Here is a 23462-nt window from a genome sequence, read left to right as displayed (position 1 = left end):
CTCAGGTGTAAATATGGAAGTATTTGGTTCTTTAGCCACGATTGTTGGCTTAATGTGTAACTTCAAATCAGAACGAAGATCCACATCTGATGATGAGTATAAGCAATTTATTGATTGGCTTGATACTAAGCGTCATAAATCATTAATTGAAGAACTAAACTCTAATCATTTACTAGGTCTTAGTATTAAGTCGTTACTAAATCAGAACCATGAAGTAGTTGTTCAAAAGTTATCTGCTCTTGATGGTTCTTTAATTCAGCTAGCTTCTCGGATTGACGGTATCAGTGAAATTGCCAAAGCTATTTCTCCTTCATCTGAATTATCAATACAAGCAGTAGATGTACTGAAACAGTTTAATGAAGCTGGAAATGTTAAATTATATGAAGTTCTAAGATTAGGCGATCCAATCTATTTGCTATTAAATAATCTTAATTATTCGAAATTATGTGACGCCAAGTACGTATCTGATGATTGGGGTAACTCTATATCATTTAAAGAGCCTCGATTTATTGAAGATGATTTAAATCATTTATGCAAATTAGGCTTTCTAATTGAAGAAAAAGGGCATCATCATATTAAAAGGGTATATAGTTTGAAGAGAGCTGCTGTAAGCTATTTAAGTCAAATTGGAACGTTATAACAAGGCCTTTAAACGGAACAAAAACAGTTGGTTATGTTTCGTACCTCAACAAGTTTAACCAACTATTTTTGTCCGCTTAAGGCGGCGTTAGCTCTCTTGGTAGCTGTCAATTAAATACGATGATTAATGAAGTTGCGCTACTTCTTGGTATGTTAGGTACGGGAATGCTAGCGCTGGATGTGGCAAACCCAAGTATTTTGCTCAACTTGAGCAATAGTTTCCGAAACTTTACAGATCAGAATATATTCCCAAGATTTCTATTTCGGCGCGACCATGAACTAACAGATGAGGATAGAGAAAACCTAAGCCGCATTAGCGTTATCGGTTTTTTTAGCCTATTCGTAGCTTTCGGAGTTATGTGGGTCACATTGCCAGAATTAGAATCTATTTTAAATAGTTACGCATGGGTTATTGGTATTCCTTTTCTATTGGCTTTAAACGGTTATGTTGCTCTAAGCTTTAGCCAAATCTTAGCCAGAATTCTAATTATCGGTTCAACGTTGTTGATGTTGCCATTCATTTATATGTTCTTTATTGTATTTGGTTTCTTGGGAGCTGTATTGAGGCTCATTCTGTGGCCAATAGTTCGTCTTGAGAATTCGGTTATTGGCCAAGATCAGTCTCCTCGGTTTTTAGGGCTCTTAATACTGTTTTTGAGTTTTTTTCTGCAACTTATAGCTTTGAAGAGCTAACAAACTGTTTAAGAGTGATTCGCAACGTGTGGCATTTTCACTATGCATTGCGTTTAGTGTTTAAGGTGGTATGCGGGAGCCTCGGTATTGCGTTGCTCACACCTTAACAGGGCTACATGGATTCCCCCGGTTGTCAAACATCCGCTAAACTTATGTTGATGGGTTTTGGACTGCCGCTCTACATTCGGCCTACTTATCGACGATTCGCATACGTCGTGGCCCTGATGACTTGCGCGACTGCGGTGCCTTATTCGTTAGATGACATCTAGTGTGTCCGCCGCATTAACAGGCTCTCCGCAAGTGGTCTTAACCTATCTCCATCATTAGCGTCTGCAATGACCCGGTGGGTTTAACTCTTTATGCTGCTTAAGTTTTTACTTAAGCAGCATAGTTTTCATATTCTGTTTGATTGTGTAAAAGCGACCATATAATTCGTGCGTTCTTCGCGGCAAGTGCCACTATTGCTCGGTTCATTCCTCTCCGTTCTAAAACGCCTCTGCACCACTGACTTAACTTATCTTGCTTGTCGCCAAGGTTGGCAATCACGGTCCTTGCGCCGTGAACTAATAATGTTCGTAAGTATTTGTCGCCGTGTTTGGTTATCCGACCTAACCGAGGTTTTCCTCCTGTGGAATATTGCTTTGGTACGAGTCCTAGCCAAGCAGAGAAATCACGGCTTTTATCAAATTGAGAACAATTGCCTATCGAAGCAAGTATCGCAGTAGCGGTTTGCGGCCCAATACCTCGAACTTTCATCACTCGTTGAACATTAGCGCTGACCTTAGCAAAAGAGTCAAAGACTTGCTCTGTATCGGCGATACGTTGATTCAATTCACCAAGGTGGTGATAAGCATCGGCAATGACTGTTCTTGCGAGGTGTGGCAGTTCATTTTCTGCATCTTCGAGCATTAAGGGAACGTGTTTCTGTAATGAAGAGCGACCAACAGGGATGATTAATCCGAATTCAGAAAGCAGGGCACGCATGCGATTCATAAGCGCGGTACGTTCACGAACCCAATGCTCTCTCATTCTATGTACCGATAGGATGGCTTGTTGATCGGGGGATTTTATGGGCACAAAGCGAGTAGATGGACGCTGAACAGCTTCGCAGATAGCAACAGCATCATTAAGGTCGTTCTTCCCTTTAGTTCGATAAGGAACTACGTATTTAACGGCCATAATACGGGCGTCGTGACCGAGTTTATTGAGTGTTCTTGCCCAATAATGTGCACCACCACACGCTTCAACGCCTATACGCATGAGTGGCATATTTGCTATTGTAGTCAGTAGTTTAGAGCGAGTTACCGACTTATGAAGTATGACCTTACCATTTTGGTCTACGGCATGAAGACTAAAGTGGTTTTTAGCTAGGTCGATACCGCAGAAATAAGAATAATCAGACATGGTGCCTCCGGTGCAATTGAGTACTACATAAGTGTGGCAGATCCTCGGTAGGGGGGAATCCATGTCATTCGTTAGGTTTTCAGAAGGTAAAATATATTGAGTAGTACATTTTCAGAATATAAAGAGTTACTCCCAATAGCGACGTTTATTCTTGGTTACGTGTTAAATGGGGTAATTGAAGCGGTCAAAAAACGAAGTAACTTAAACAAAATCCGGAAAATATTAGATCATGAAGTCAGCCGAAACGTTGAAATTCTGGCTATTGGTGTGTCTAAAATTCCGAAAGATCTATCCGAGGAATTATATCTTTTTAACTTCGCAAAGGTAGTAGCTCGTATTTCAGAAGCTATGACGAGTACAGTCTTCGATGCTTATATTGCGGAACTTTCCAAGCTTAATTCAAATGAAATAGAAGGTTACTTATCGTTTTATTCCACAATAGGTCAGCTCAAATTGCATTCAAACGAGCTTATAAAGTTCTTACAAATTGAGGGGCGCAACGAGAAGCAAAGTGAGCAAATGATTGCGCGTGTGCAAGCTGTTTCTGTCGTAGCTAAGGCGTTACTTAATAAAACAAATGTATAAAATTAGTACAAACCTAACAAGCAATTTAAGCTGACAGCCAACGCGCGGCATTTTCAGCTCCAAATGGTTTTGGTGTAATCGGTGCGTTGCTTTGAGTTCAGGTTTGCGTTGGTCTGCAACTTAATTGGGCGTTATAATTTTAGGGAGAAACTGTGGAACTATCTGAAATAAAAAAGAAAGTTAAACGAGAGCTGTTGACCTCAGCTCCTATCCTTCTGCTTGCTTTTATTTTTCCAATTTTAGCGTGGTTTGGTGTTTTCCAACTTGAAGATAACTCAGCAATTTGGTTTCAGCGTAGTGGCTCAGTTACTGTTCTTTTTGCCGTATGGGTTGAATTTAAGTTGTTCAAGTTAGCAGGGCTCACTAATCCTATCAGTGAAAATGGTAAAACTTATGATGATATGCGTAAGAGCGATTACCTCCAAACTCACAATTCAAAGAAGATTCAAATCATAAAGTATTTAGCTGCAGTATTGGCTATATCTGGCACCGTCATTTGGGGGTATGGGGACTTAATCTTCACAGCGTTGTCGTAATAAATTATAACAAACAATTTAAGAGGGATTCCCCACGCTTGGCATTTTTGGTTCGGGTTTAGTTCAGTGTTTACGGCGTCCAAATTGAGTGTCGTGGTCGCGTGGCTCACCCCTTAATTGGGCGTTATGTATTTATAAGGATATGGTCACTTGAAAGAAGATATATTGGAACAACTGGTAGATGAGTATTTGCAGCATAAAGGTTACTTTACGCAACATAATATCAAATTTAGACCGCGCAAAGATCATCCTGATTTTATAACTAATCAAGATTCTAATCATAGTGATAGTGATATTGATGTTTTGGCAATAAATCCTCTTTTGAATGGGCCAAACAGAATTTTAGCGGTTAGTTGTAAAAGTTGGCAGAAAGGTTTTAATCCACAAGAAAAAATCATACAAATTACAGAAAATAAAACGGTTAGTGGCCGTGAAGCATGGAAAGGGTTTAGAGAATTAATTGTTCCTAAATGGAATGAAGCATTTAAGAAAGCTGTTTTTGATATGACAGGGTCAACAGAGTTTACGTATGTTACAGCGGTAACTAGATTAAAAGGTGATAAAGCTGTTTGGGAAGAGCATCCTCTATTTATTAAATCTATGGGTTCTAAAGTTGAGATTCTTACGTTTTCTAATATTTTAGATGAACTTTATCCTGGTTTAGATACAACTATGGCATCATCAGAAGTTGGGCGATTACTTCAACTGATTAAAGCATCTAATTGGTCACCAAATACATAACAAAGCTATCAACACGATGCTTATAACATTCGGCGTTTTTGGTTTAGAGTATAATTGGTTTGGAAAGTGAGTCGTCAGCACGTGTTATGGCGGCGTTAGGCCTTTGCGATAAAAATGGATAACTATGGAAAACGAGATGCGCAATCCTGATTTAGGCGCAATTTATACAACTAAAGTTCTGGGTACTTTACTGACTAACTGGCCAAGTAAAACTTATCTACATTGCTCTGAAATAACAGGGATAGAGTTCGACGAAGACTTGTTATTTGATTCCTTTTCTTCAGAGACATTTCCTCATGAGTGGAAAGTTTGTAGTGATTTGATTACATGGCTTGAAAAAGAGGGGCTTATCAGAACTGAGGGGCCTCGAGGCAGTATTTTCAATTTTGGTGCAACGGAGATAACTATGGCGGCGATGACAGCCATAAACCAAGTTCCAGACCCGTTATCCTCTGATTCTCAAAGAACGCTAAAGGATACGCTTAAAGATATTGCCAAAGATGGTTCAGGAAAGTTAGCCGATAAAATCATGGACAAAGCTTTTTTTGCATTTATCACAATGCTTGAGAAGAGTGTGGGTTGAGTACAGGCCTAACAAACTGTTTAGCACTATAGTGAAATTTGGAGGCAACAATGGTTACGATATACAACGGATTGAAATTCGACACAGAGCTTGAGGCTATTTGGGCATCTTTCTTCGATTTGGCTGGTTGGCAATGGTGGTACAATCCAGTGTCAATAGATAATTGGCAGCCTGATTTTAAAGTTACTTTCCCATGTGGTCATTCTGAGTGTGGTGGTAGTCACACCTTGATGGTTTCGGTAGTAGCTACCGATGATATTAATTCGATGTCTAAACACCCAAGTCTTTCTCATTCCTTTGAAGTACGTGATGAGCAGCAAAAAATAGTAGCTGATGGGGGAGCATTGCTTGGGTTAAGTCCTTCAATATCCAAGTGGGAAATAGCTCATGGTTCAGGTGGTGGTTTAGAGGATATTTTCTTTCGAGTCCAAAACGCAAATGAATTGTGGCAGAAGGCCGTAACGTCGATAAAATAGTGCTAACAATCTGTTTAAGAGTGATTCGCAACGCTTGGCATTTTTGCTGTGCGTTGCGTTTTGTGTTTAAGGTGGTATGCGGGAGCTTCGGTATTGCGTTGCTCACACCTTAACAGGGCTACATGGATTCCCCCGGTTGTCAAACATCCGCTAAACTTATGTTGATGGGTTTTGGACTGCCGCTCTACATTCGGCCTACTTATCGACGATTCGCATACGTCGTGGCCCTGATGACTTGCGCGACTGCGGTGCCTTATTCGTTAGATGACATCTAGTGTGTCCGCCGCATTAACAGGCTCTCCGCAAGTGGTCTTAACCTATCTCCATCATTAGCGTCTGCAATGACCCGGTGGGTTTAACTCTTTATGCTGCTCAAGGTTTTACTTAAGCAGCATAGTTTTCATATTCTGTTTGATTGTGTAAAAGCGACCATATAATTCGTGCGTTCTTCGCGGCAAGTGCCACTATTGCTCGGTTCATTCCTCTCCGTTCTAAAACGCCTCTGCACCACTGACTTAACTTATCTTGCTTGTCGCCAAGGTTGGCAATCACGGTCCTTGCGCCGTGAACTAATAATGTTCGTAAGTATTTGTCGCCGTGTTTGGTTATCCGACCTAACCGAGGTTTTCCTCCTGTGGAATATTGCTTTGGTACGAGTCCTAGCCAAGCAGAGAAATCACGGCTTTTATCAAATTGAGAACAATTGCCTATCGAAGCAAGTATCGCAGTAGCGGTTTGCGGCCCAATACCTCGAACTTTCATCACTCGTTGAACATTAGCGCTGACCTTAGCAAAAGAGTCAAAGACTTGCTCTGTATCGGCGATACGTTGATTCAATTCACCAAGGTGGTGATAAGCATCGGCAATGACTGTTCTTGCGAGGTGTGGCAGTTCATTTTCTGCATCTTCGAGCATTAAGGGAACGTGTTTCTGTAATGAAGAGCGACCAACAGGGATGATTAATCCGAATTCAGAAAGCAGGGCACGCATGCGATTCATAAGCGCGGTACGTTCACGAACCCAATGCTCTCTCATTCTATGTACCGATAGGATGGCTTGTTGATCGGGGGATTTTATGGGCACAAAGCGAGTAGATGGACGCTGAACAGCTTCGCAGATAGCTACTCCATCATTAAGGTCGTTCTTCCCTTTAGTTCGATAAGGAACCACGTATTTAACGGCCATAATACGGGCATCTTGACACAGTTTATTGAGTGTTCTTGCCCAATAATGTGCACCACCACACGCTTCAACGCCTATACGCATGAGTGGCATATTTGCTATTGTAGTCAGTAGTTTAGAGCGGGTTACTGACTTATGAAGTATGACCTTACCATTTTGGTCTACGGCATGAAGACTAAAGTGGTTTTTAGCTAGGTCGATACCGCAGAAATAAGAATAATCAGACATGGTGCCTCCGATGCATTTAAGTACCACATAAGTGTGGCAGATCCTCGGTAGGGGGAATCCATGTCATTCGTTATACAGCAAATCTAACAATATACACCTTGATGCACCTTCTTGTGTGTTGTAACATTTTGTTTTTATTAAAATAGTTGGTTATAAAATGACAAAATTCACAGAATATAAAGTAGTTCACATCGTAGAAGGTGGCTGTGGAACAATCTTGTTAGGCGCAAGTGGCCTGCCTGTGCAAAAAATGGAAGCAGAGCTAAACAAATATGCACAAGACGGTTGGCAAGTTGTATTTCAAGTAGTTGAGCAAAAGCGCTTTATGCTCTTTTGGAAGCGTGAAGCTGTGATTATCACTCTTGGGCGTTAAGTTTGCTCAAGTATATTTCTTTGAAATTGATCCATCGCTATCAAGCTAGCGGTGGTTCAAAGCAACTGCTGAATATTGAATGTAATTTTGAGCCGACTTGCTCTGAATACACAAAACAATGCATTGCAAAGTATGGGGCTATAAAAGGCTGGAAGCTAGGTTTAGCAAGAATAAAACGTTGTAACCAACCTGACCTCGTTGAAAAAATACATGATGAGGTGTCGTGATGCGCTTATTTGAGCCAATTGAACAGTTAGAAAAAAATGAAGAAATCCTAAGAAAGCAGGTAAGCTCTTTACCTGAAAGCCAAAAAAAAGAGTTCTATGAACTGCAGTCTCAAAAGCTCAAGGATCCTGATACCTATGCGACGTTGAACTGGTTTTTTCTAGGTGGGTTTCACCACTGTTATCTAGGTAAATACGCGTTGTTTGCACTGGAGTTGATATTGCTATCGGTTAGCATCGTTGGCCTAGTTTTAGGGCATCCAAGCGCACTTGTTATCATCTCTTTACTCGTGATCTATGAGCTTCCTCAGCTGTTTTTTTCACAGAAGATCGCTAGACAGCACAACTATCAACTGTCTTGTGAAATCTTTAATGACGTACGAAGAACTTAGATGGGACCTGCTGTATAACAAACGACTATGGCGCCAATAACTAAATTTTGGTGCTGTGTTTCATCCCACATAGTCCCATATGTCATCAACCATTTCAGAGCGTTAAATGGTCGGTCACCACAATCTGTAGAGGAAAAGTGCATTGAAGTTAACGAATAAACTCGTACGTTACCCGCACATTGATGTTGATCGTGCGTTTGAAAAAGAAGCTGAGATATTGCAGCAAATACAGGCCGGTGAGATTGCGCAAGCCTTAATGCTTTGGCAAGCAAAAACGCCGACACTCGTATTGCCTGCGGGTAAAAAGTGGCCAGTGACGTTAGAGTCTAGAAAGCAACTTGCGGCACAAGGCTGGCAACTCACCTCACGAAAAACAGGTGGCGCTCCCGTTCCTCAACTACCGGGGATCATTAACCTATCGCACATTTATCATTGGCCTCGTGATGAAGCCTACAACATCCAAAAAGCGTATCGACATTTATGCGATGTATTAACCCTGTTTTTTAAAGAACTGGGCATTGATGTGGATGTACACGCAACCCCCGGTTCTTATTGTGATGGTGACTACAACCTCAATATCAATAAACAAAAAATAGTGGGTACTGCACAGCGTGTATTGCTTAAACAAGGGGGCGGCCAAATTGTACTTTCGCAAGCTTGTATCTTGTTAGATGCCGACTTAGAGAACATCGTTGCGCCTGTGAATTTTTATAATCAAATTTGCGATAACCCGACCGTGGTGGATGCGCAGGTTCATACACTGTTGTCCGCGCACTTGACGAGCCTTCCCAACGTAGATTCACTCTTTCAGCGGTTAAGCCAAGCTTTCATCAAGTATGCGTAATGTCTTCTTTTCGCTAACGCACAGCTCGCTCTTGGTTTAGGAAGACCAATTTCGTCCCTATCCCTTTTCTTTATAGATTGCAGGCTTGATATCCAACAGCGGTGTGTTGTTCAAGCAGTCCAAGCCTCGCACGGTCACTGTGCCATTCTCTATTTTTTCAATCGGTAGCACGGCAGTACCTATTGGGTTTGGTCTGTGCGGTGAGCGCAGTGCGAAGGTGCCTTTGGTTGGCATTTCTTCGTTCCAGCTTTGGATCATTTCGTCTCGTTTGGCGCCTTCTAACCAATACAAGATCAAGATGTGGTCGCCGGTGTTTAAGCCGAGTAAGCCTTGTTGGTAAACGTCATCTAAGATTATTTCACAGATTGGGCCGTTGTTCGGTTGGATGTTATTCGGACACTCTGAAATTGAGTGGTACGGCGTAGTAATTCGACCAATCAATTTTAGTTCTTCAGACATATTCAGCTCCTATTTAATTCTTTATTAGTCGTCATTTTTCATCGTCACTAAGGTGTAGATGAAGATCGTAATCAAGATCACCACACCACCGATAATACTGGTCGTTGGTGGGATCTCGGTGAAGAAGATAAACGCCCAAACTGGCGCTAACACCGTTTCTAACATCAGAGTCATTGATACCTCTGGCGCGGTAATGTGGCGTGTTGCGACCATAGATAACACTCGGCCAACCGGTGCGGTAAACAAGCCCATCATTCCCATGATTAACCACGTTTCAACGCTGTAGCTTGATGGCGTTGCGAAGAAAAACATCACAACCGCGAGCAACAAGCCACCTAAGCCAACGCTCGCCAATCGGCTGACGTCTTGATATTTACGCAGCAAGGTAAACATCATTGATAGGCAGATCACCGCGAACACGGCCAATGCATCACCCATCCAATTACCTGAAGAAAATGAGCCTGAAACGACAATCGTAATACCAATCATCACCGCAATAATGGCAACTAAAGTCGAGCGGCTGGTGGCCTCTTTCAAGATTAGCCAGCTGAAAATAGCGGCCACCGCAGGGGCTGCACTGAGGATCACAAAGGTATTAGCGATTGAAGTCATCTTGATGCTGAACACCAAGCCCGATGCACTGCCGAGCATAAGAATACCGGCTGCCAATAATGGCCAACCGCTTTGTGCTACTGCCTTTCGTATTCCACGTTTGTCGTTGAATTTAAGCAAAATCGGCATCGAAATTGCGCTGAATAAGCCGAACAAGAAGGCCGTATCAAATCCGCTGACACCCGCATAACGAATAAAGATTGGGTCAATACTCATTAATACGGCACCTGCGATCGCGAGGATAAAACCGAGGGTTCGAGTGTTTTTTACTTCAGTTTTAGGGAGGTTCATTGCTGTCATTTCTCTATCCAATTATCTGCTATCTGCAAATCATACTTGTGAGTATGATTTTAAAAATTGGTTGAGTCAACACAAATCATACTTTAAAGTATGATCTCTGTTTTGGGGTGGATTAAGTAATGAGCAAGATTGAGCAGAATAAAGAGAAGAAACGACAGGCTATTTTAAAAGCCGCTAAAGCTGTTTTTTTGGCTGAAGGTTTTACGCTCGCGAGCATGGATGTGATCGCAAGTGAAGCCCAGATGACTAAACAAACGCTCTATCGATATTTCTCATCAAAAGATGTGTTGTTCAAAGCGACATTGCAGCAAATGGGGGCTCAGTTTGATGAGCATTCCGTCGAGCAGTTAAAAATCTCTGATAATTATCAGGCATTGTATGGATTCGCGACGGCCTTTTTGGCGTTTCATCTGTCGGACGAACATATCGCTACGTTGAAGCTATTGATTGCAGAAAACGGTAAGTCTCCCACTATCTTGGAAAGCTTTATGTCGGTAGGTGAAAACGAAACCGATATTGCACTCGCTCAGTTTTTCAAGGATAGGTTTGATACCGAAGATGTCGCCACTAAGGTTACTCTTTGGACGGGGATGTTATTAAGCTTGAGAAGCGGCGCGTTGATGGGAATGCCAAAACCAAACCTACAAGATATTGAGCAACATGCTCGCGTAAGTACGGAGTTTTTGTTGGCTGCGCTGAATACAGATTGATGTTATGGAGTGCTCCTAAATACGGAGCACTCATTGTATCTGGCTCGTGAGCGTGGCATTAGCTAGAGCTGTTCTGCAAGTAACTGGTCGAGAGTCGTCACCAGCTTCTGATTTTTATCCGAATTTAATGCATCAGCATGAGGGTCTTTAAATAGCCCTGAGTCATTATCAAAATACTTCCCTGAAGCGTTAGAAAACTCTTCCGATAGTGCCGCTCGGCATAAGATATCAGCGCCAATCCCTAAGTCATTACCTTCCAAACCATACGCATCTTTAACCAATTTACTGCCAAGAAATGAGGCCGGATTAACGGGAATGATTAGAGGCCCTTGATCTCCTAATTGGTGCGCAAGATGGATTGACCACATCGTTAACGCCAACTTACTTTGTGCGTAGATGGGGCCATCTAAAGCGTCAGGATTTGGGCTGACAAGTGCCTCGAGATCGACCGATGACTGAGCGGCTGAAGATAGATTGACGATGCGACCGTTGGCATCAAAAAGTGGTAGCAGCTTTTGAGTCAGCAAATAAGGGGCAATGGTGTTGACGCTAAATCGGACATCGAGATTGTCTTTGGTGGTGATCTCGGAAACCTTGTAGACGCCAGCGTTGTTAATGAGTACATCGAGCTGTTCATGCTTCGACTTTATTTGGTTGGCGAGGGCTTCAACTTCAGAAAGAGAGGAGAGATCAGCAACATAACTTTCGATAATCGCATCCTTGGATAATCGAGAAAGGCCAGTTTCTACTTTGCTGATTTTTGTTGGGTTACGTCCATGGATAAGGATGTGATGCCCTTGTTGGGCTAACATTTTCGCGGTCTCTAAACCGATACCATCTGTCGCACCTGTAATCATGATCTTTTTTCGCATCTTCCTTCCTTGAATAAAGAGTCCGGACAACTTTTATAACAAAGTTTGATTGCACAAAGTTTCTACTACTTCACATGCTGAGATATAGAAAGTACGGATGTGTATTGCGATTGAGAAACCGTGAAACAAGGGTGTGGTTTAACAAACACAGTACTGTTTTTCTGGGCTTGATAAGAAGTTTTACTCAATGCTATTTGAGTGCTGTGAGTGGGGGTTCTTATTTTATTTTCTTGATATCGAATAAAGCTCAAATCAAAAAAGCCTCAACCAGTTTAATGGTTGAGGCTTGGTCGTATTAGCCTTGTTTCAGCCTATTTAGGCCAGTTTGACGTTGTAATTATTTTACCTTAGAGCGGCTTAGTGAGCGTGCTCGTGTGAATCTTGGTACAACTCTGCATCAACTTCTTCGCCTTTGTTTGGACGAGGAACAATCTCAAAAGAGGTATTAGCTTCAGTCAATGAAGACAGCAGTTTGTTCAACGATGTTTTGTCTCCTTTCACGCCCGCTTGGCCATCTTCCAATAATTGGTTGAGTGTCGTTTTCTTCAGTACGATGTCTGATACATCTGATTTGTTGATGATCAGTGTGGTATCGGCATCTTGAAGTTCTGCTACTTGAATGTTGTTCAGGTTACCGTTCGACATCTCTACGTAGTAGAACTCTTTCACATCAGGCAGCTGAATATTCAACGTAAATGGGGTTTCTTGCGCTTTCAGCGAATCCACTTTTACGGCTAAGTAATCCAGCAAGTTTTCGATGGTCATGTTCGCCAATACATCCGGAGAAGCCGTTTTTGGTGCGCCCGGCTGTGTGCCGATACGCAGTTCTTGAGCACCCGTTAGGTAGATGTTTCTCCACCCTGCACCTTCTGATTGGTAGCCTAGCTGTTCATAAGTATCGGCCAGTAAACCACGCGCTTTTTTGTTCTCTGGTTCCGCTTGGACAACCTTGTTCAGTGCTGTTGCAACGAAGCGATATTCGCCTTCTTGGAAATCTTGCTGAGCTTTCTCAATCACCGCGTCGCTGCCACCCATGTATTCAACAAACTTAACCGACTCTGGGTGAATCTGTAGCGGGTTCAGATTCGCTGGGTTCATGTCGAAGTAACCAAGGTACATGTTGTACACCGCACGAGCGTTATGCGAGTAAGTACCGTGGTAACCATTAGTGTGCCAAGACTGTTGAATGCTGTCTGGCATGACTTTGTAGATCTCGTCGCCAATGTCTTGCAGAACGACACCATTGTTCGCTAGGCGAAGTGTTTGGTTATGAGTAAAACCGTAAGCATCACGCTGCATTTTTAGGTAGTCAGAGATTTCTTGTTCGCCCCAAATTGGCGATGAGTGAGAGGCAAATAGCACCTCGGTATCTTCACCCCAAGTGACCAACATCTCGTTGATTTTCTTAGACCACTTCAAGCCATCACGTACTTTTGCACCGCGCAATGTGTAGAGGTTGTGCATGCCTTGGTACGTTAGCTCACCAGTCCAAAGTGCCTTCATGCTCGGAATGTAGGTCACCATTTCTGATGCCGCTTCAGTGCCGGATGCATCCATGAATTGCATTTCTAGGCCATCGATAACCAGCGTTTCAATTTCTTCGCTATGGTTAAGTTCGTAATCCGGCAATACGTAAGTGATGGTACCTGTCGACAAGCCTTTCGCGAGTGCCGCATCCACAATGCCGTGCTCATGACGATTCAGTGTTGCGCCATATTGATAAGCGGTACGACGAGACATCGCATTACCCGCTAGTACGTTTTCGTCGACGATTTCTTTGGTGATGTTTTTTGAACCGTACACTTTTACGTCTGGGTAAGCTTCTTTGATTGCTCGTGCACCGCCAAAGTGATCGGCATGTGAGTGTGAGTAAATCATCGCTACGACAGGTAAGTCGCCACCATCAGGCACGTTGTTCTTAAAGAACTTTAATGACTTTGCCGCGGATTCTTTTGTGAGAAGAACGTCGTAAGCAATCCAACCATTGTCACTGCGGATGAAAGAAATAGACGCCAGATCAGCACCACGAACTTGATACACCTTGCCTGGGACAACTTCGTACAAACCTTCAGCAGCTTGGTTCAGCACGGCTTGACGCCAAAGTGAAGGGTTCACTGAATCAGGCGCTTGATCGGCATTGTTCACGCTAGGGTCGATGAAGTTGAAGCTGTTACGAATAATATCGCCAGTTTCTTGATCGAAGCTCGCAATCAACCCTTTGTTGTTATTGTCGAACGCGCGAGTGTCTTTGAAGTTCAGCGTTTTCGCGAATTCTTGGTTTGCTTTCGTTGTCATTTCGGTCGCGTTTTTGCCACCCTGATCACCGATATCGCTAAAGTGTGCGTGGTCATGGTTAGCTGCAACAGCAGGAAACGCAAGAGAGATTGCTAGGAACAGTGATGCATTTTTAAAAGTGCGTGATGGAGTCATAGGTGCCTCTTCAATTCGGGATTTCGTTTCGTTGAGGAAATTATATGCCTAAGACATATAGCAAAAAATAAAGTAAGCTTTAGTTAATACATCACGATTGGCTATGTATTGAGTCGTGCAATGGTTAGGGAACGAAGATAAAACCTGACCTATGATTGATTAAGACCACATTGACAGGGAGAGTAACGGTGAGCGACGTGGAAAAGTTGGATTTAAATCTATTGAGCGTGTTCTTAGAAGTGTATCGATTAAAGTCGATCACGCTTGCATCAGAATCGCTTGGTATGACTCAACCTGGAGTTAGTGGCGCTTTGAAACGGCTGCAAGCACAATTGGGTACAGACCTTTTTATTCGAGAAGGTAGAGGTATAACGCCGACCAATGCAGCGATGCAGTTGGCGTTACGTGTAGAACCCGCATTGGACGGGATAACCAGCGCGGTCAGCACGCTAAAGCAGTTCGATAATCAGCAGCATCATGTGTTTCGAATTTTGGTCAACGAGATCGGTTTAACCAAGCTTCAGCCCCTTGTGGAAAAGGACGATACGCTTGGTAACATCTCAATTGAATTCAATATGGTGCCAAGCAATGAAGAAGATCTGCTGCAGAGTTTGAGCATGCAGCAAGCCGATTTAGCGATCGATATTCACTATCCACAAGTGAATGGTTATATGAACCAGAAAGTGATCGAAGATGAGCTCGTATTGATCGCCAAGAAAGGGCACCCAAGGATTGATGGATCGGTGACGGAAGCGCAGTATTATCATGAGAAACACATCACCTTCAGAATGCGTCGTTCTCGCCTTTATACCGCAGATTACTTTACGAAAAGTCCGATACAACAGCGAAAAGTCAGCTCCGAATGTGATTCATTAATGACGATGTGTGTGTTGGTCTCTGGCTCCGACTGTGTTGGTAGCACGTCTCGTGATTTTGCTAATCAGTTTGCGGAGCGATTCCAATTGCAAGTGCTCGACCAGCCGTTTGAGGTCTTGCCCATGAAGCAGTATATGATTTGGCATAAACGAACAGACTTAAACCCGGCACATCAATGGTTAAGAACCAAAATTCAGCAATACATGACGAGTTCTCAAAGCTGTTAACGATTCAATGAAAAACGGCCTCCATTTGGAAGCCGTTTTTGTCTCTGTTACATCAGAATTTTAATTAAGATTTTTGGGTTCAACCTGCTTATTGCGCGCGCTTTTGACGAGCGGCTTTGAGCATTTTCATTGGCGACATTCCTGTCACTAACATGGTGCCTGTGATAACAAGAATCGAACCAATGATCGTGTTGATACCGATGGTTTCATCTAAGAACAAGTTGCCCCAAAGAATACCAAATACTGGAATCAGGAAGGTCACCGACAATGCTGAAGGTGCACCCAATTCAGAGATGAGATTGAAATAAAGTAAGTACGCTAAACCAGTACACACCGCGCCGAGCAAGATGACCGACGTGGTGATCGTGAGATCGGGTGCTTCTCTCATCGGAATAAAGAACACAAATGGCAATACGATCAATACTGCCGCCCACATACTGCCGTGTGCGTTATTGAACGCCTCAACTTTTGGTGCTGTTTTGGTGTAGTTAGAGGCGATACCGTAGCTGAACGCAGCCATCACTGCAGCGAAAATTGGCACAATCGCTTCTTGGCCGATGTTCATCGCGTCCCAACCGACCAACACACATACGCCCGTGACACCAATACCTAACCCGAGTAACACCTTCTTCTCAAGTGCGGTTTTTGTCCATATCGCCCCGATGATCGCTGCCCAAATTGGCGCGGTAGAGTTCAAGATGGCAAGGGTCGACGCATTGAGTGTTTGAGCCGCATAAGCGAAAAACAAAAAAGGAAGCGCAGTGTTAAATAAGCCAAGAATGAAAAAGTGTTTCGCATGAGAATTAAAAGAGAGCTTCCTTTTCAGATAAAAAGAAACCAAAAGTAGGGTGATTGCCGCGCATAGAACTCGCGCTTCAATTAGGACTGCTGGGCCTAAAGGATTGGCTGCAATTCTCATGAAAAGGAACGAGCCTCCCCATATGGCAGCTAGCATGATCAGTTTTAAAAAGCTCACAGTTTAAATCTCGGATTGTGTAAAACACCGACTATTGATCAAAGCTATATATTACACAAGCTTAGATGTTAATACTGTGCAGCTAATTGTTGTGATTTTGATAACCAAATAATAGGAACACCTTTGATGAATTCTGTTCTGTTTATCCTTCCTGATTTGGCAAGTAATCTAGTGTCATACGTAAACATGAGGTGATAAGAATGAAGATAGAACACATCGCAATTTGGACCAAACAACTCGAAGTACTTAAACGCTTTTATGAAGATTACTTTGGTGCGACGTCTAACCAGAAATATCACAATCCAAGCAAAGGTTTCTCTTCATATTTCTTGTCTTTTGAAAGCGGTAGCCGCTTAGAGATCATGGAAATGGATTCGGTTCCTGAATCGAAAGATGACATCTATGATCAATTCACCGGCTTCATTCATATGGCGATTTCATTAGGATCTGAAGAGGCGGTCGATGAACTCACAAGTCGCCTAATTGAAGATGGATATGAGCGCCTAGACGGACCAAGACGAACAGGTGATGGCTATTATGAGAGCTGTGTACTCGATCCTGATGGTAATCGCTTGGAACTTACCGTTTAATGTAGAGACTTAATTGAGTTACTCATCTACTAACGGAACAGAGGTATGACAATGATGAAGCTTGCTGTGACTTTCCTTTTTAGTCTTGGGCTTGTGGGATGTGCTACCTCAGAACCGGTTTATGAACCAGAAGCTGACTCGAAGCCTGATCAACCATCACAGCCAATAGGTTACCTTGGTTTTAAAGCTCACCAAGAGTGGGCCATTCAATTTAACGACTGTACTGTCTATGATTTTACAGGAGCACAACCCTACCAGTGGTTTGATCGCACTTCCGCCTCTGTAAGCTGTTATACATTTAAGCCAAACGATGCTATCGAGCCTTTGTTGGTTTACTCCGATGCTGACTTCAACAGCAATATACTGACTCCAATTGACCGTTTTCAAGAGTTGCAGGTATCAGAATCCGGCTGGGGCAGTTTCCCCATCGTCTACGAGACAAACGGCACCAATTGGTTGAAAGTTAAAGAAGGTTGGATTCACCTCACTTTAGCCGATCAGACACTTGTTCAGTTCTATCCTGGAACCCAAGACCAATCTGGAAAATCTCAACATGACCAGTATTTCGAGCAGCATTGATTTGAGAGAAAAGAGAAGCCCCAATTTAATACAATAGGGGCTTGATGGTATGGATGTAGCGGTAATTAGCTTCGAGCTATTTGCTCTTTTTAGCCTTGATTACAAAAGGCATGATGGCACTCAATACGATAACAGCTGCGCCAACTAAGGCGACAGAGTTCGGCAGTTCAGCAAACAACAAGTAACCAAGAATCATGGAGTAGATCATTTGTGAGTACTCAACATTTGAAACCACGTTAGCTTCTCCCCATTTGTAGGCCGTCACACCAAACCATTGACCAATAGACGAGATCACACCAACCAATATCAACAACAGAAATTCAGAACCTGTTGGCCATTGCCACTCAATAATTGCCGGAATTAGAGCGACTGCGCCAACGAATATCGCTTGATAAGCCAACACCACAACCTTGGATTCTACATTAGCCATTTTTCTCACACAGATAACCGCTATCGCCGCACCTAACGCAGCAACCAACCCCGTCCCGATATAGAACAAAGACTCACTTTCTAACGTTGGTTGCACAACCAGCATTACTCCCGTAAAACCCAGAAGAATCGTGGTCATTCGTGCGAATCCAACATTTTCTTGCAAGAACATCTTTGAGATGACCGCAACAAACAACACCTTCATGAACCCTAACGCTGTTGCGTCGGCAAACGGAATGTTACTCACGGTTAAGAAGCTAAAGTAGAGGGCGATGAACGCACCGGTGACGCGCCACACATGCATCAACACCATCTTAGGGTTGAGCATCGCATCTATGTTACTGACGATAGATGGCATTAACAGAGTCACAAAAACAAGCTGACGAAACAGTAGAATTTGGAAGATGTCGATGGTTTGGCTTAACGCTCGCACGATCACACCCACTAAAATAAACAGCGCGTTCGAGATAAGCGCGAGTGCAATTCCTTTGGCTGGGTCGGTTAGCGAATTAAAAAATGACAGCAGTGGTTGAGGCACTGCAAAGGAACGATTGATAGACATGACATACCTCGATGTAAATTGAGTATGAAGTCTAAAGCCTACACTGGTAGACGGGTCAAACGTGATTGTTCGACTATTTCTTATGTGGTGAATTTGCAGCGCATTGGTTAAGTGTTGTGGCTATCTCTGCGATAGAAGTGAAGTCAAATTCGCCAAAAAACGCGCTTCTTTGTTGGTTGTAGGTGAAGTTGTATAGATAGGTAAAGATCGTTCGCCAATGTTTAGTCATCTCGTAGGAGAGCGTTTTTTGATGTTCAAGTGACAGCCATTGGTGGAGCTGTTCAAGGTAGTCTTGATGCCATTCAACACCATTAAACTCAAGAGTGGGCCTTTTATTGGCCGTTAATGCACAGAAGGTGACATCCCAGTAGCCGCTAGGGTAGTGCCGAGTTTGTGTCGACCATGTTTCTCCCCACCATCCAATGCTTTTGTGCTCAATAAGAGAGGGCGTAACGGCTAGCGATCGCTGTGCGTATAAGTAATAGAGGTTGTAATTGCCAGATATCACTTCTGGCGTCAGGTTGGTGATCGCACCGCCTCGAATAAAACTCTCGTGTTCGAGAAAGAAATCGAATGAATGGTACTTAGGTAATAATTTGGAAAGGCTTATCCAGTGAGCATGGGCGGCGTAAACAGGACGAAGTATCTCGCCATTGTTTGATTGGCATTCTGCTTGGATCGCATAGCCCAGTTCGTCAAATTTAGTTCTGGCGAAAATCTTGTCGTATGTTGCCTGAACCATTTGAAACGAAGAATCTGACAAGGCAGGGAGAGCTTCCACTGTATTTAAATAATAAAGCCCAACAGTCTCGGTTTGTGTTCTATTTAGGTACAAATTATCGGTATCTAAAACATGAAAGCCGTAGCGACATTCTGTTGTAGATAGGTTCCAGCATTTTAGGCTGTGCCCTTGTCCTGAACGTGACAGCGAGGTAAAGCTTGCCGTGTGCAGAGATAGGCAACCTTCAGATTCACCTAGATATTGTTGAATGTATAACTGGTTGAGTTGCCTCAGTAGCGAAGATAGCTGCTTGATACGTACATAGAAAGTCTTACTGTTGAGTTGCGATTTCTGAAGGAGCTCACAAGGTAATGTTCCAGACAACAACAGAGCTAGCAAAGGCTGAAGTGTGCGAGCAATTTTGTTTGGACTTAATAAGCTGAAAACGGATGAACATTGCTGGCATTTAAGCCGTGGCGTGCCGATTCTGGTGTAACCATAAGCGTGAGTGTAGGTCTGCTTTAGACAAGTAGGGCATTCGACATTGGGTAATTGGAGTTGGTTGGATTCAATTTGTCTGGTTAATGACAAAATAGGTTCGTTTTCCAATATCGGAGTAAATGCCCCACATAAGGGGCATTTGTAAGACGCAAAACCAAGTTGAGAACTAGTTTGGTAGAGGCTTAGATCAGGGTTAGCAAGGTTGCTACAGTTATATGTTTTACAGCAATTGAACTGAGTTCTCATGAGCATTGTACCTGCTAATCCCTGATACATATTTTATGACGTTGGTTGTTGGATATCTCTGTTACTGACGACTTACATCGACTTGACGACCAAGTTCAGGAACTGTGATGTTTTTGCGTTCTTGGAAACCTTTAATCAGTACTTGCATGACCGGATCTCCGTTCGATAGCGTTTCACCTTTATTAAATACCGTGTAACCATCGCCACCACTGGCTGCGTATGAATATGTCGCAACTTTGTATTTCTGATTCTCGGATACGGGCTCGCCGTTGATACTCAAACTAATTAAACGCTCACCTTCCGGTTTTGTACTGTCGTAAGTGGCTTTAATCCCTGAGAATTGCGCCAGACCGTAAGGTAATGTGTAGCTGTATTCAAGCAGCTCTTGAACGTTGTCACCCGTGAGTTCGACCACTGTTAGTGTGTCAGTAAACGGGAAAAGGTTCATTACATTTTCACGAGTGACTGCTCCTGGATTTAGGTCAACACGTAGGCTGCCTGAGCTGATCATCGCGATGTCGGCTTGGCCTGCATCTTTCATCAAATCAGCCACAAGGTTACCAACATTCGACTCTCGGTAATAACGGCGTGAAGCGGCACTATCAAGGGTTGCCAATTGGTCAGCCAGCGTTGGATTATCATCTCGCACTTTTTGAATCAGAGCGTATGTTGCTTCATCACGTTTAAGCTTGGCTGACTCGACAGGGATCAGTCTCCCGCCTAAGAATTTCACATCGTGTTTTTCAGTATCGACAGTAAATTTAGTGTAGCCAAGGTGCATGCCCTGACCAAAGGTTAAGCCGATAACCGTGCCGGTTTTTGGATGTACAACGGGTTCGATCAAGCCGTTGTCAGAGTGACCACCGAAAATAACGTCTACGCCTTTTAGCTTTCCTGCCATTGCGTAATCTTCATCGAATCCGCGCTGAACTTCAGCGTCGGCTTCTTTGTCGGTTTGCATTGGAGCCGTCTTATTTTGGTGCGTTAGTACCACGATCATGTCGACATCATCGCGGATCTTATCAGCCCATTTTTGAGCGATTTCCGTAGGATCTTTGACGGTTAACCCTTTACGGTTTCCCTTCCACATTGTGTTGTAGAACGCATCAATTCCCATGACACCAATCACGCCGATTTTAACGCCATCACGTTCAATGATTGTGTAAGGTTGAGCAAACATAGAATCAGAAGCTTCATGGAAGATATTCGCGTTGAGCACAGGGAAACGAGCACGAGGCATGGTTTCTACCAATGATTCCCAACCGTATTCGAATTCATGATTACCGAGTGTGATTACGTCATAACCCATTGAGTTATATAGGTCGAAAGGCAGCTTGCCTTTCGATTTTTTAGAGAGTGCGCCCGTATAAATATCACCAGCGTCTAATAGGAAACTGGTTCCTTTCTCAGATTGAACGTTTTTGATCAACGTCGCCAAGTAAGGGATACCGCCAATCAGCTCAATGTCATCATTCCAGAACGCATCTACGGGCTCGTAAACACTTTCAATATCGTTGGTATGAAGCAGGGTGATTTCTTTTATTTCGGCTAAGGTTGGCATTGAAGCCACTGTCGTTAATAAGGAGACAGCAAAGCATAAAGGTTTCATTTTAAGGTTTTTCATAGCGTGCTCATGTCAGTGAAGGGAACGTTTGCTATTTTAGGGAGGGAGGGCGATATGAGTGTGAGTCAGAACACAATCCTTACTTAGATCTTGCGTCTAATTGGTTATATTTACCTTTTGAGTTGGTTGCTGTTTTGATGAAATCAAGGCGCACTCTGAATGAAGTCTCATTGATCCTTCGATCAAAAAAGATCGTTTTACTATTGCTGAAACCGGTTTCAATCTGTATCTTTGCTTTTATTGAAATCGGTTTCAGGGCTGTGATGAGCTCTCAAATCCTGATCTTTTTCACGAATAACTTGTAGCGAGTAATGGTATGAACAACGAATTTCCGAACGATTTTTTATGGGGCGGTGCGGTTGCGGCGCATCAGCTTGAAGGCGGCTGGGATGCGAATGGTAAAGGTGTAAGTGTTGTTGATGTATTAACAGCGGGTGCTCATGGCGTACAACGTCGAATCACTGATGGCGTAATCGACGGTGAAAACTACCCAAACCAAGTGGCTGTTGATTTCTACCATCGCTACAAAGAAGACATTAAGTTATTCGCAGAGATGGGCTTTAAGTGCTTCCGTACCAGCATTGCGTGGACACGTATTTTCCCTAATGGCGATGAAGGTGAGCCGTGTGAAGCAGGTTTAGCGTTCTACGATGATCTATTTGATGAGCTGCTGAAGTACGACATTCAGCCAGTGGTAACACTGAGCCATTTCGAAATGCCTTACCAACTAGCTAACGAATATGGCGGCTGGATGAACCGTAAAGTGATCGACTTCTTCGTTAAGTATTCAACCACGGTGATGGAGCGTTACCAGCACAAAGTGAAATACTGGATGACGTTTAACGAGATCAACAACCAGATGAATACTTCGGCAGATATCTTTGGTTGGTTATGCTCTGGCGTGAAGTTCCCACAATGTGAAAAGCCGCAAGAGGCGATGTATCAAGCGGTTCACCACCAGTTTGTGGCGAGTGCGTTGGTGGTTAAGAAAGGTCACGAGATCAACCCAGATCTTCAGATCGGTGCAATGTGTGCGATGGTGCCTTTCTACCCTCGTTCTTCAAAGCCAGAAGACATTATGGTGGCACAGCAAGCGATGCGTGATCGCTACTTCTTCTCGGATGTAATGGTGCGTGGTCATTACCCAAGTTACGCAAAACGCGATTGGGCAATCAAAGGCTTCAACATTGAGATGCAACCTGAAGATGAGCAGATCCTAAAAGAAGGTAAAGCAGATTACCTTGGCTTTAGCTACTACATGTCGAATACCTTGGATTCTTCTTCTCACCAATCTACAGAAGAAGCGATGGACGGTGGTCATGAAAACTCGGTCGATAACCCGTTCATCCAATCTAGCGATTGGGGCTGGCCAATTGATCCAACGGGTTTGCGTTTCTGTTTAGCGTCTCTGTATGAACGTTATGAAGTACCATTGTTCATCGTTGAGAACGGTTTTGGCGCTGTTGATACCATTGAAGAAGACGGCAGCATTAATGATGACTACCGTATTGCTTACCTTGGTGACCACATCAAAGAGATGAAAAAAGCAGTCACAATTGATGGTGTTGATTTGATGGGTTATACCCCTTGGGGCTGCATCGATTTGGTGTCGTTCACCACGGGCGAAATGAAAAAACGCTACGGATTCATTTATGTAGATAAGCACAACGATCAATCTGGTTCTTTAGAGCGCAAGCGCAAGAAGTCGTTCGAGTGGTACAAAGGCGTGATTGCATCTAATGGTGCCACTATTTAGAATGCATTTCCCAGAGCAGTTATGCGAACTGTGAGCTGTGATTTTGGAATGAATTAGTCGGCCTATGTCGACTAATTTTTTATAAAGGAAAA

The 23462-nt window shown here is 43.3% G+C and carries 26 protein-coding genes; 16 read left to right on the top strand and 10 right to left on the bottom strand.

Translation table 11 applies throughout. The features are described from left to right. Positions 1 to 13: 13 nt before the first annotated feature. Both OW495_RS05375 and OW495_RS05370 read left to right on the top strand, forming a co-directional pair. Positions 14 to 640, top strand: coding sequence for a hypothetical protein (locus OW495_RS05375; protein ID WP_289885438.1), 627 nt, complete (start codon positions 14 to 16; stop codon positions 638 to 640). Between the two features lie 119 nt (positions 641 to 759). Continuing rightward, positions 760 to 1332: a hypothetical protein gene (locus OW495_RS05370; protein WP_289885436.1), complete on the top strand. Its 573-nt coding sequence runs from the start codon at positions 760 to 762 to the stop codon at positions 1330 to 1332. A 378-nt stretch (positions 1333 to 1710) separates the two neighbouring features. On the opposite strand, the gene OW495_RS05360 is transcribed toward OW495_RS05370, so the two are convergent. Further along, positions 1711 to 2736 (bottom strand): IS110 family transposase, encoded by a 1026-nt coding sequence (locus tag OW495_RS05360; protein WP_289885431.1) that lies wholly within the window; start codon positions 2734 to 2736, stop codon positions 1711 to 1713. Positions 2737 to 2832: 96 nt separating this feature from the next. On the opposite strand from OW495_RS05360, the gene OW495_RS05355 reads away from it, so the two are divergent. The 5 genes from OW495_RS05355 (at position 2833) to OW495_RS05335 (ending at position 5657) form a co-directional block, all read left to right on the top strand. Further along, positions 2833 to 3321, top strand: coding sequence for a hypothetical protein (locus tag OW495_RS05355; RefSeq protein ID WP_289885427.1), 489 nt, complete (start codon positions 2833 to 2835; stop codon positions 3319 to 3321). 152 nt (positions 3322 to 3473) lie between these two features. Next, positions 3474 to 3857, top strand: a complete 384-nt coding sequence (locus OW495_RS05350; RefSeq protein WP_289885424.1) for a hypothetical protein — start codon at positions 3474 to 3476, stop codon at positions 3855 to 3857. Positions 3858 to 4007: 150 nt separating this feature from the next. Next, positions 4008 to 4598 (top strand): hypothetical protein, encoded by a 591-nt coding sequence (locus OW495_RS05345; protein WP_289885421.1) that lies wholly within the window; start codon positions 4008 to 4010, stop codon positions 4596 to 4598. A gap of 136 nt (positions 4599 to 4734) precedes the next feature. Then, entirely contained in the window at positions 4735 to 5181 is a 447-nt protein-coding gene (locus OW495_RS05340) for a hypothetical protein (protein ID WP_289885419.1), read from the top strand. Between the two features lie 50 nt (positions 5182 to 5231). Continuing rightward, positions 5232 to 5657 carry a hypothetical protein gene (locus OW495_RS05335; RefSeq protein ID WP_289885418.1) on the top strand — a complete coding sequence of 142 codons (426 nt, stop codon included), beginning with the start codon at positions 5232 to 5234 and terminating at the stop codon, positions 5655 to 5657. Positions 5658 to 6041: 384 nt separating this feature from the next. On the opposite strand, the gene OW495_RS05325 is transcribed toward OW495_RS05335, so the two are convergent. After that, on the bottom strand, positions 6042 to 7067 hold the full coding sequence (locus OW495_RS05325) for an IS110 family transposase (RefSeq protein WP_289885416.1): 1026 nt from the start codon (positions 7065 to 7067) through the stop codon (positions 6042 to 6044). A gap of 157 nt (positions 7068 to 7224) precedes the next feature. Here OW495_RS05325 and OW495_RS05320 point away from each other — a divergent pair, with 157 nt between their 5' ends. The 4 genes from OW495_RS05320 to OW495_RS05305 all read left to right on the top strand — a co-directional run bounded on the left by OW495_RS05320 (position 7225) and on the right by OW495_RS05305 (position 8900). Then, on the top strand, positions 7225 to 7440 hold the full coding sequence (locus OW495_RS05320; protein ID WP_005447484.1) for a DUF4177 domain-containing protein: 216 nt from the start codon (positions 7225 to 7227) through the stop codon (positions 7438 to 7440). Positions 7441 to 7442: 2 nt separating this feature from the next. Further along, a complete protein-coding gene (gene yidD / locus OW495_RS05315; RefSeq protein WP_354669431.1) occupies positions 7443 to 7667 on the top strand; it encodes a membrane protein insertion efficiency factor YidD in 225 nt (74 codons plus the stop codon). After that, positions 7667 to 8056: a hypothetical protein gene (locus OW495_RS05310; protein ID WP_289885412.1), complete on the top strand. Its 390-nt coding sequence runs from the start codon at positions 7667 to 7669 to the stop codon at positions 8054 to 8056. Before yidD ends, OW495_RS05310 begins: the two co-directional genes overlap by 1 nt. 142 nt (positions 8057 to 8198) lie before the next feature. Then, positions 8199 to 8900 carry a lipoate--protein ligase gene (locus OW495_RS05305; RefSeq protein ID WP_289885410.1) on the top strand — a complete coding sequence of 234 codons (702 nt, stop codon included), beginning with the start codon at positions 8199 to 8201 and terminating at the stop codon, positions 8898 to 8900. 57 nt (positions 8901 to 8957) lie between these two features. Here the strand turns inward: OW495_RS05305 and OW495_RS05300 are convergent, their stop codons facing one another. Continuing rightward, the gene (locus OW495_RS05300; RefSeq protein ID WP_289885408.1) at positions 8958 to 9359 is read right to left on the bottom strand and encodes an SAM-dependent methyltransferase; all 402 of its coding nucleotides are present in this window, start codon (positions 9357 to 9359) and stop codon (positions 8958 to 8960) included. Positions 9360 to 9383: 24 nt separating this feature from the next. Continuing rightward, entirely contained in the window at positions 9384 to 10271 is an 888-nt protein-coding gene (locus tag OW495_RS05295) for a DMT family transporter (protein WP_289885407.1), read from the bottom strand. A 119-nt stretch (positions 10272 to 10390) separates the two neighbouring features. Between OW495_RS05295 and OW495_RS05290 the strand changes: the two genes are divergently transcribed. Beyond that, positions 10391 to 10981: a TetR/AcrR family transcriptional regulator gene (locus OW495_RS05290; RefSeq protein WP_289885404.1), complete on the top strand. Its 591-nt coding sequence runs from the start codon at positions 10391 to 10393 to the stop codon at positions 10979 to 10981. 62 nt (positions 10982 to 11043) lie between these two features. Here the strand turns inward: OW495_RS05290 and OW495_RS05285 are convergent, their stop codons facing one another. Together OW495_RS05285 and OW495_RS05280 are read right to left on the bottom strand one after the other, a co-directional pair. Beyond that, a complete protein-coding gene (locus OW495_RS05285) occupies positions 11044 to 11883 on the bottom strand; it encodes an SDR family NAD(P)-dependent oxidoreductase (RefSeq protein ID WP_289885402.1) in 840 nt (279 codons plus the stop codon). Between the two features lie 327 nt (positions 11884 to 12210). Beyond that, entirely contained in the window at positions 12211 to 14283 is a 2073-nt protein-coding gene (locus OW495_RS05280; RefSeq protein WP_289885399.1) for an alkyl sulfatase dimerization domain-containing protein, read from the bottom strand. A gap of 188 nt (positions 14284 to 14471) precedes the next feature. Here OW495_RS05280 and OW495_RS05275 point away from each other — a divergent pair, with 188 nt between their 5' ends. After that, the gene (locus OW495_RS05275; RefSeq protein WP_076671067.1) at positions 14472 to 15386 is read left to right on the top strand and encodes a LysR family transcriptional regulator; all 915 of its coding nucleotides are present in this window, start codon (positions 14472 to 14474) and stop codon (positions 15384 to 15386) included. Positions 15387 to 15474: 88 nt separating this feature from the next. Here OW495_RS05275 and OW495_RS05270 read toward each other — a convergent pair whose 3' ends face one another. Further along, on the bottom strand, positions 15475 to 16362 hold the full coding sequence (locus OW495_RS05270; RefSeq protein WP_289885398.1) for a DMT family transporter: 888 nt from the start codon (positions 16360 to 16362) through the stop codon (positions 15475 to 15477). Positions 16363 to 16562: 200 nt separating this feature from the next. Here OW495_RS05270 and OW495_RS05265 point away from each other — a divergent pair, with 200 nt between their 5' ends. After that, positions 16563 to 16952, top strand: coding sequence for a VOC family protein (locus OW495_RS05265; protein WP_102290965.1), 390 nt, complete (start codon positions 16563 to 16565; stop codon positions 16950 to 16952). Positions 16953 to 17003: 51 nt separating this feature from the next. Next, positions 17004 to 17531 carry a hypothetical protein gene (locus OW495_RS05260; RefSeq protein WP_289885633.1) on the top strand — a complete coding sequence of 176 codons (528 nt, stop codon included), beginning with the start codon at positions 17004 to 17006 and terminating at the stop codon, positions 17529 to 17531. A 76-nt stretch (positions 17532 to 17607) separates the two neighbouring features. Here the strand turns inward: OW495_RS05260 and OW495_RS05255 are convergent, their stop codons facing one another. The 3 genes from OW495_RS05255 to OW495_RS05245 form a co-directional block, all read right to left on the bottom strand. After that, positions 17608 to 18522: a DMT family transporter gene (locus OW495_RS05255; protein ID WP_289885392.1), complete on the bottom strand. Its 915-nt coding sequence runs from the start codon at positions 18520 to 18522 to the stop codon at positions 17608 to 17610. A gap of 73 nt (positions 18523 to 18595) precedes the next feature. Next, entirely contained in the window at positions 18596 to 19834 is a 1239-nt protein-coding gene (locus OW495_RS05250) for a hypothetical protein (RefSeq protein ID WP_241910219.1), read from the bottom strand. 217 nt (positions 19835 to 20051) lie between these two features. Then, positions 20052 to 21614, bottom strand: a complete 1563-nt coding sequence (locus tag OW495_RS05245; RefSeq protein ID WP_102514695.1) for a bifunctional UDP-sugar hydrolase/5'-nucleotidase — start codon at positions 21612 to 21614, stop codon at positions 20052 to 20054. A gap of 316 nt (positions 21615 to 21930) precedes the next feature. Between OW495_RS05245 and OW495_RS05240 the strand changes: the two genes are divergently transcribed. Beyond that, complete coding sequence (locus OW495_RS05240; RefSeq protein ID WP_102514696.1) at positions 21931 to 23370, top strand: 6-phospho-beta-glucosidase; 1440 nt, start codon at positions 21931 to 21933, stop codon at positions 23368 to 23370. Positions 23371 to 23462 lie beyond the last annotated feature (92 nt).

This window comes from Vibrio sp. 14N.309.X.WAT.E.F5 (genome assembly GCF_030397615.1).
Taxonomy (GTDB): domain Bacteria; phylum Pseudomonadota; class Gammaproteobacteria; order Enterobacterales; family Vibrionaceae; genus Vibrio; species Vibrio lentus.
Note: the sequence above shows the minus strand (reverse complement) of the source record. Positions and strands in the feature narration are given on the sequence as shown.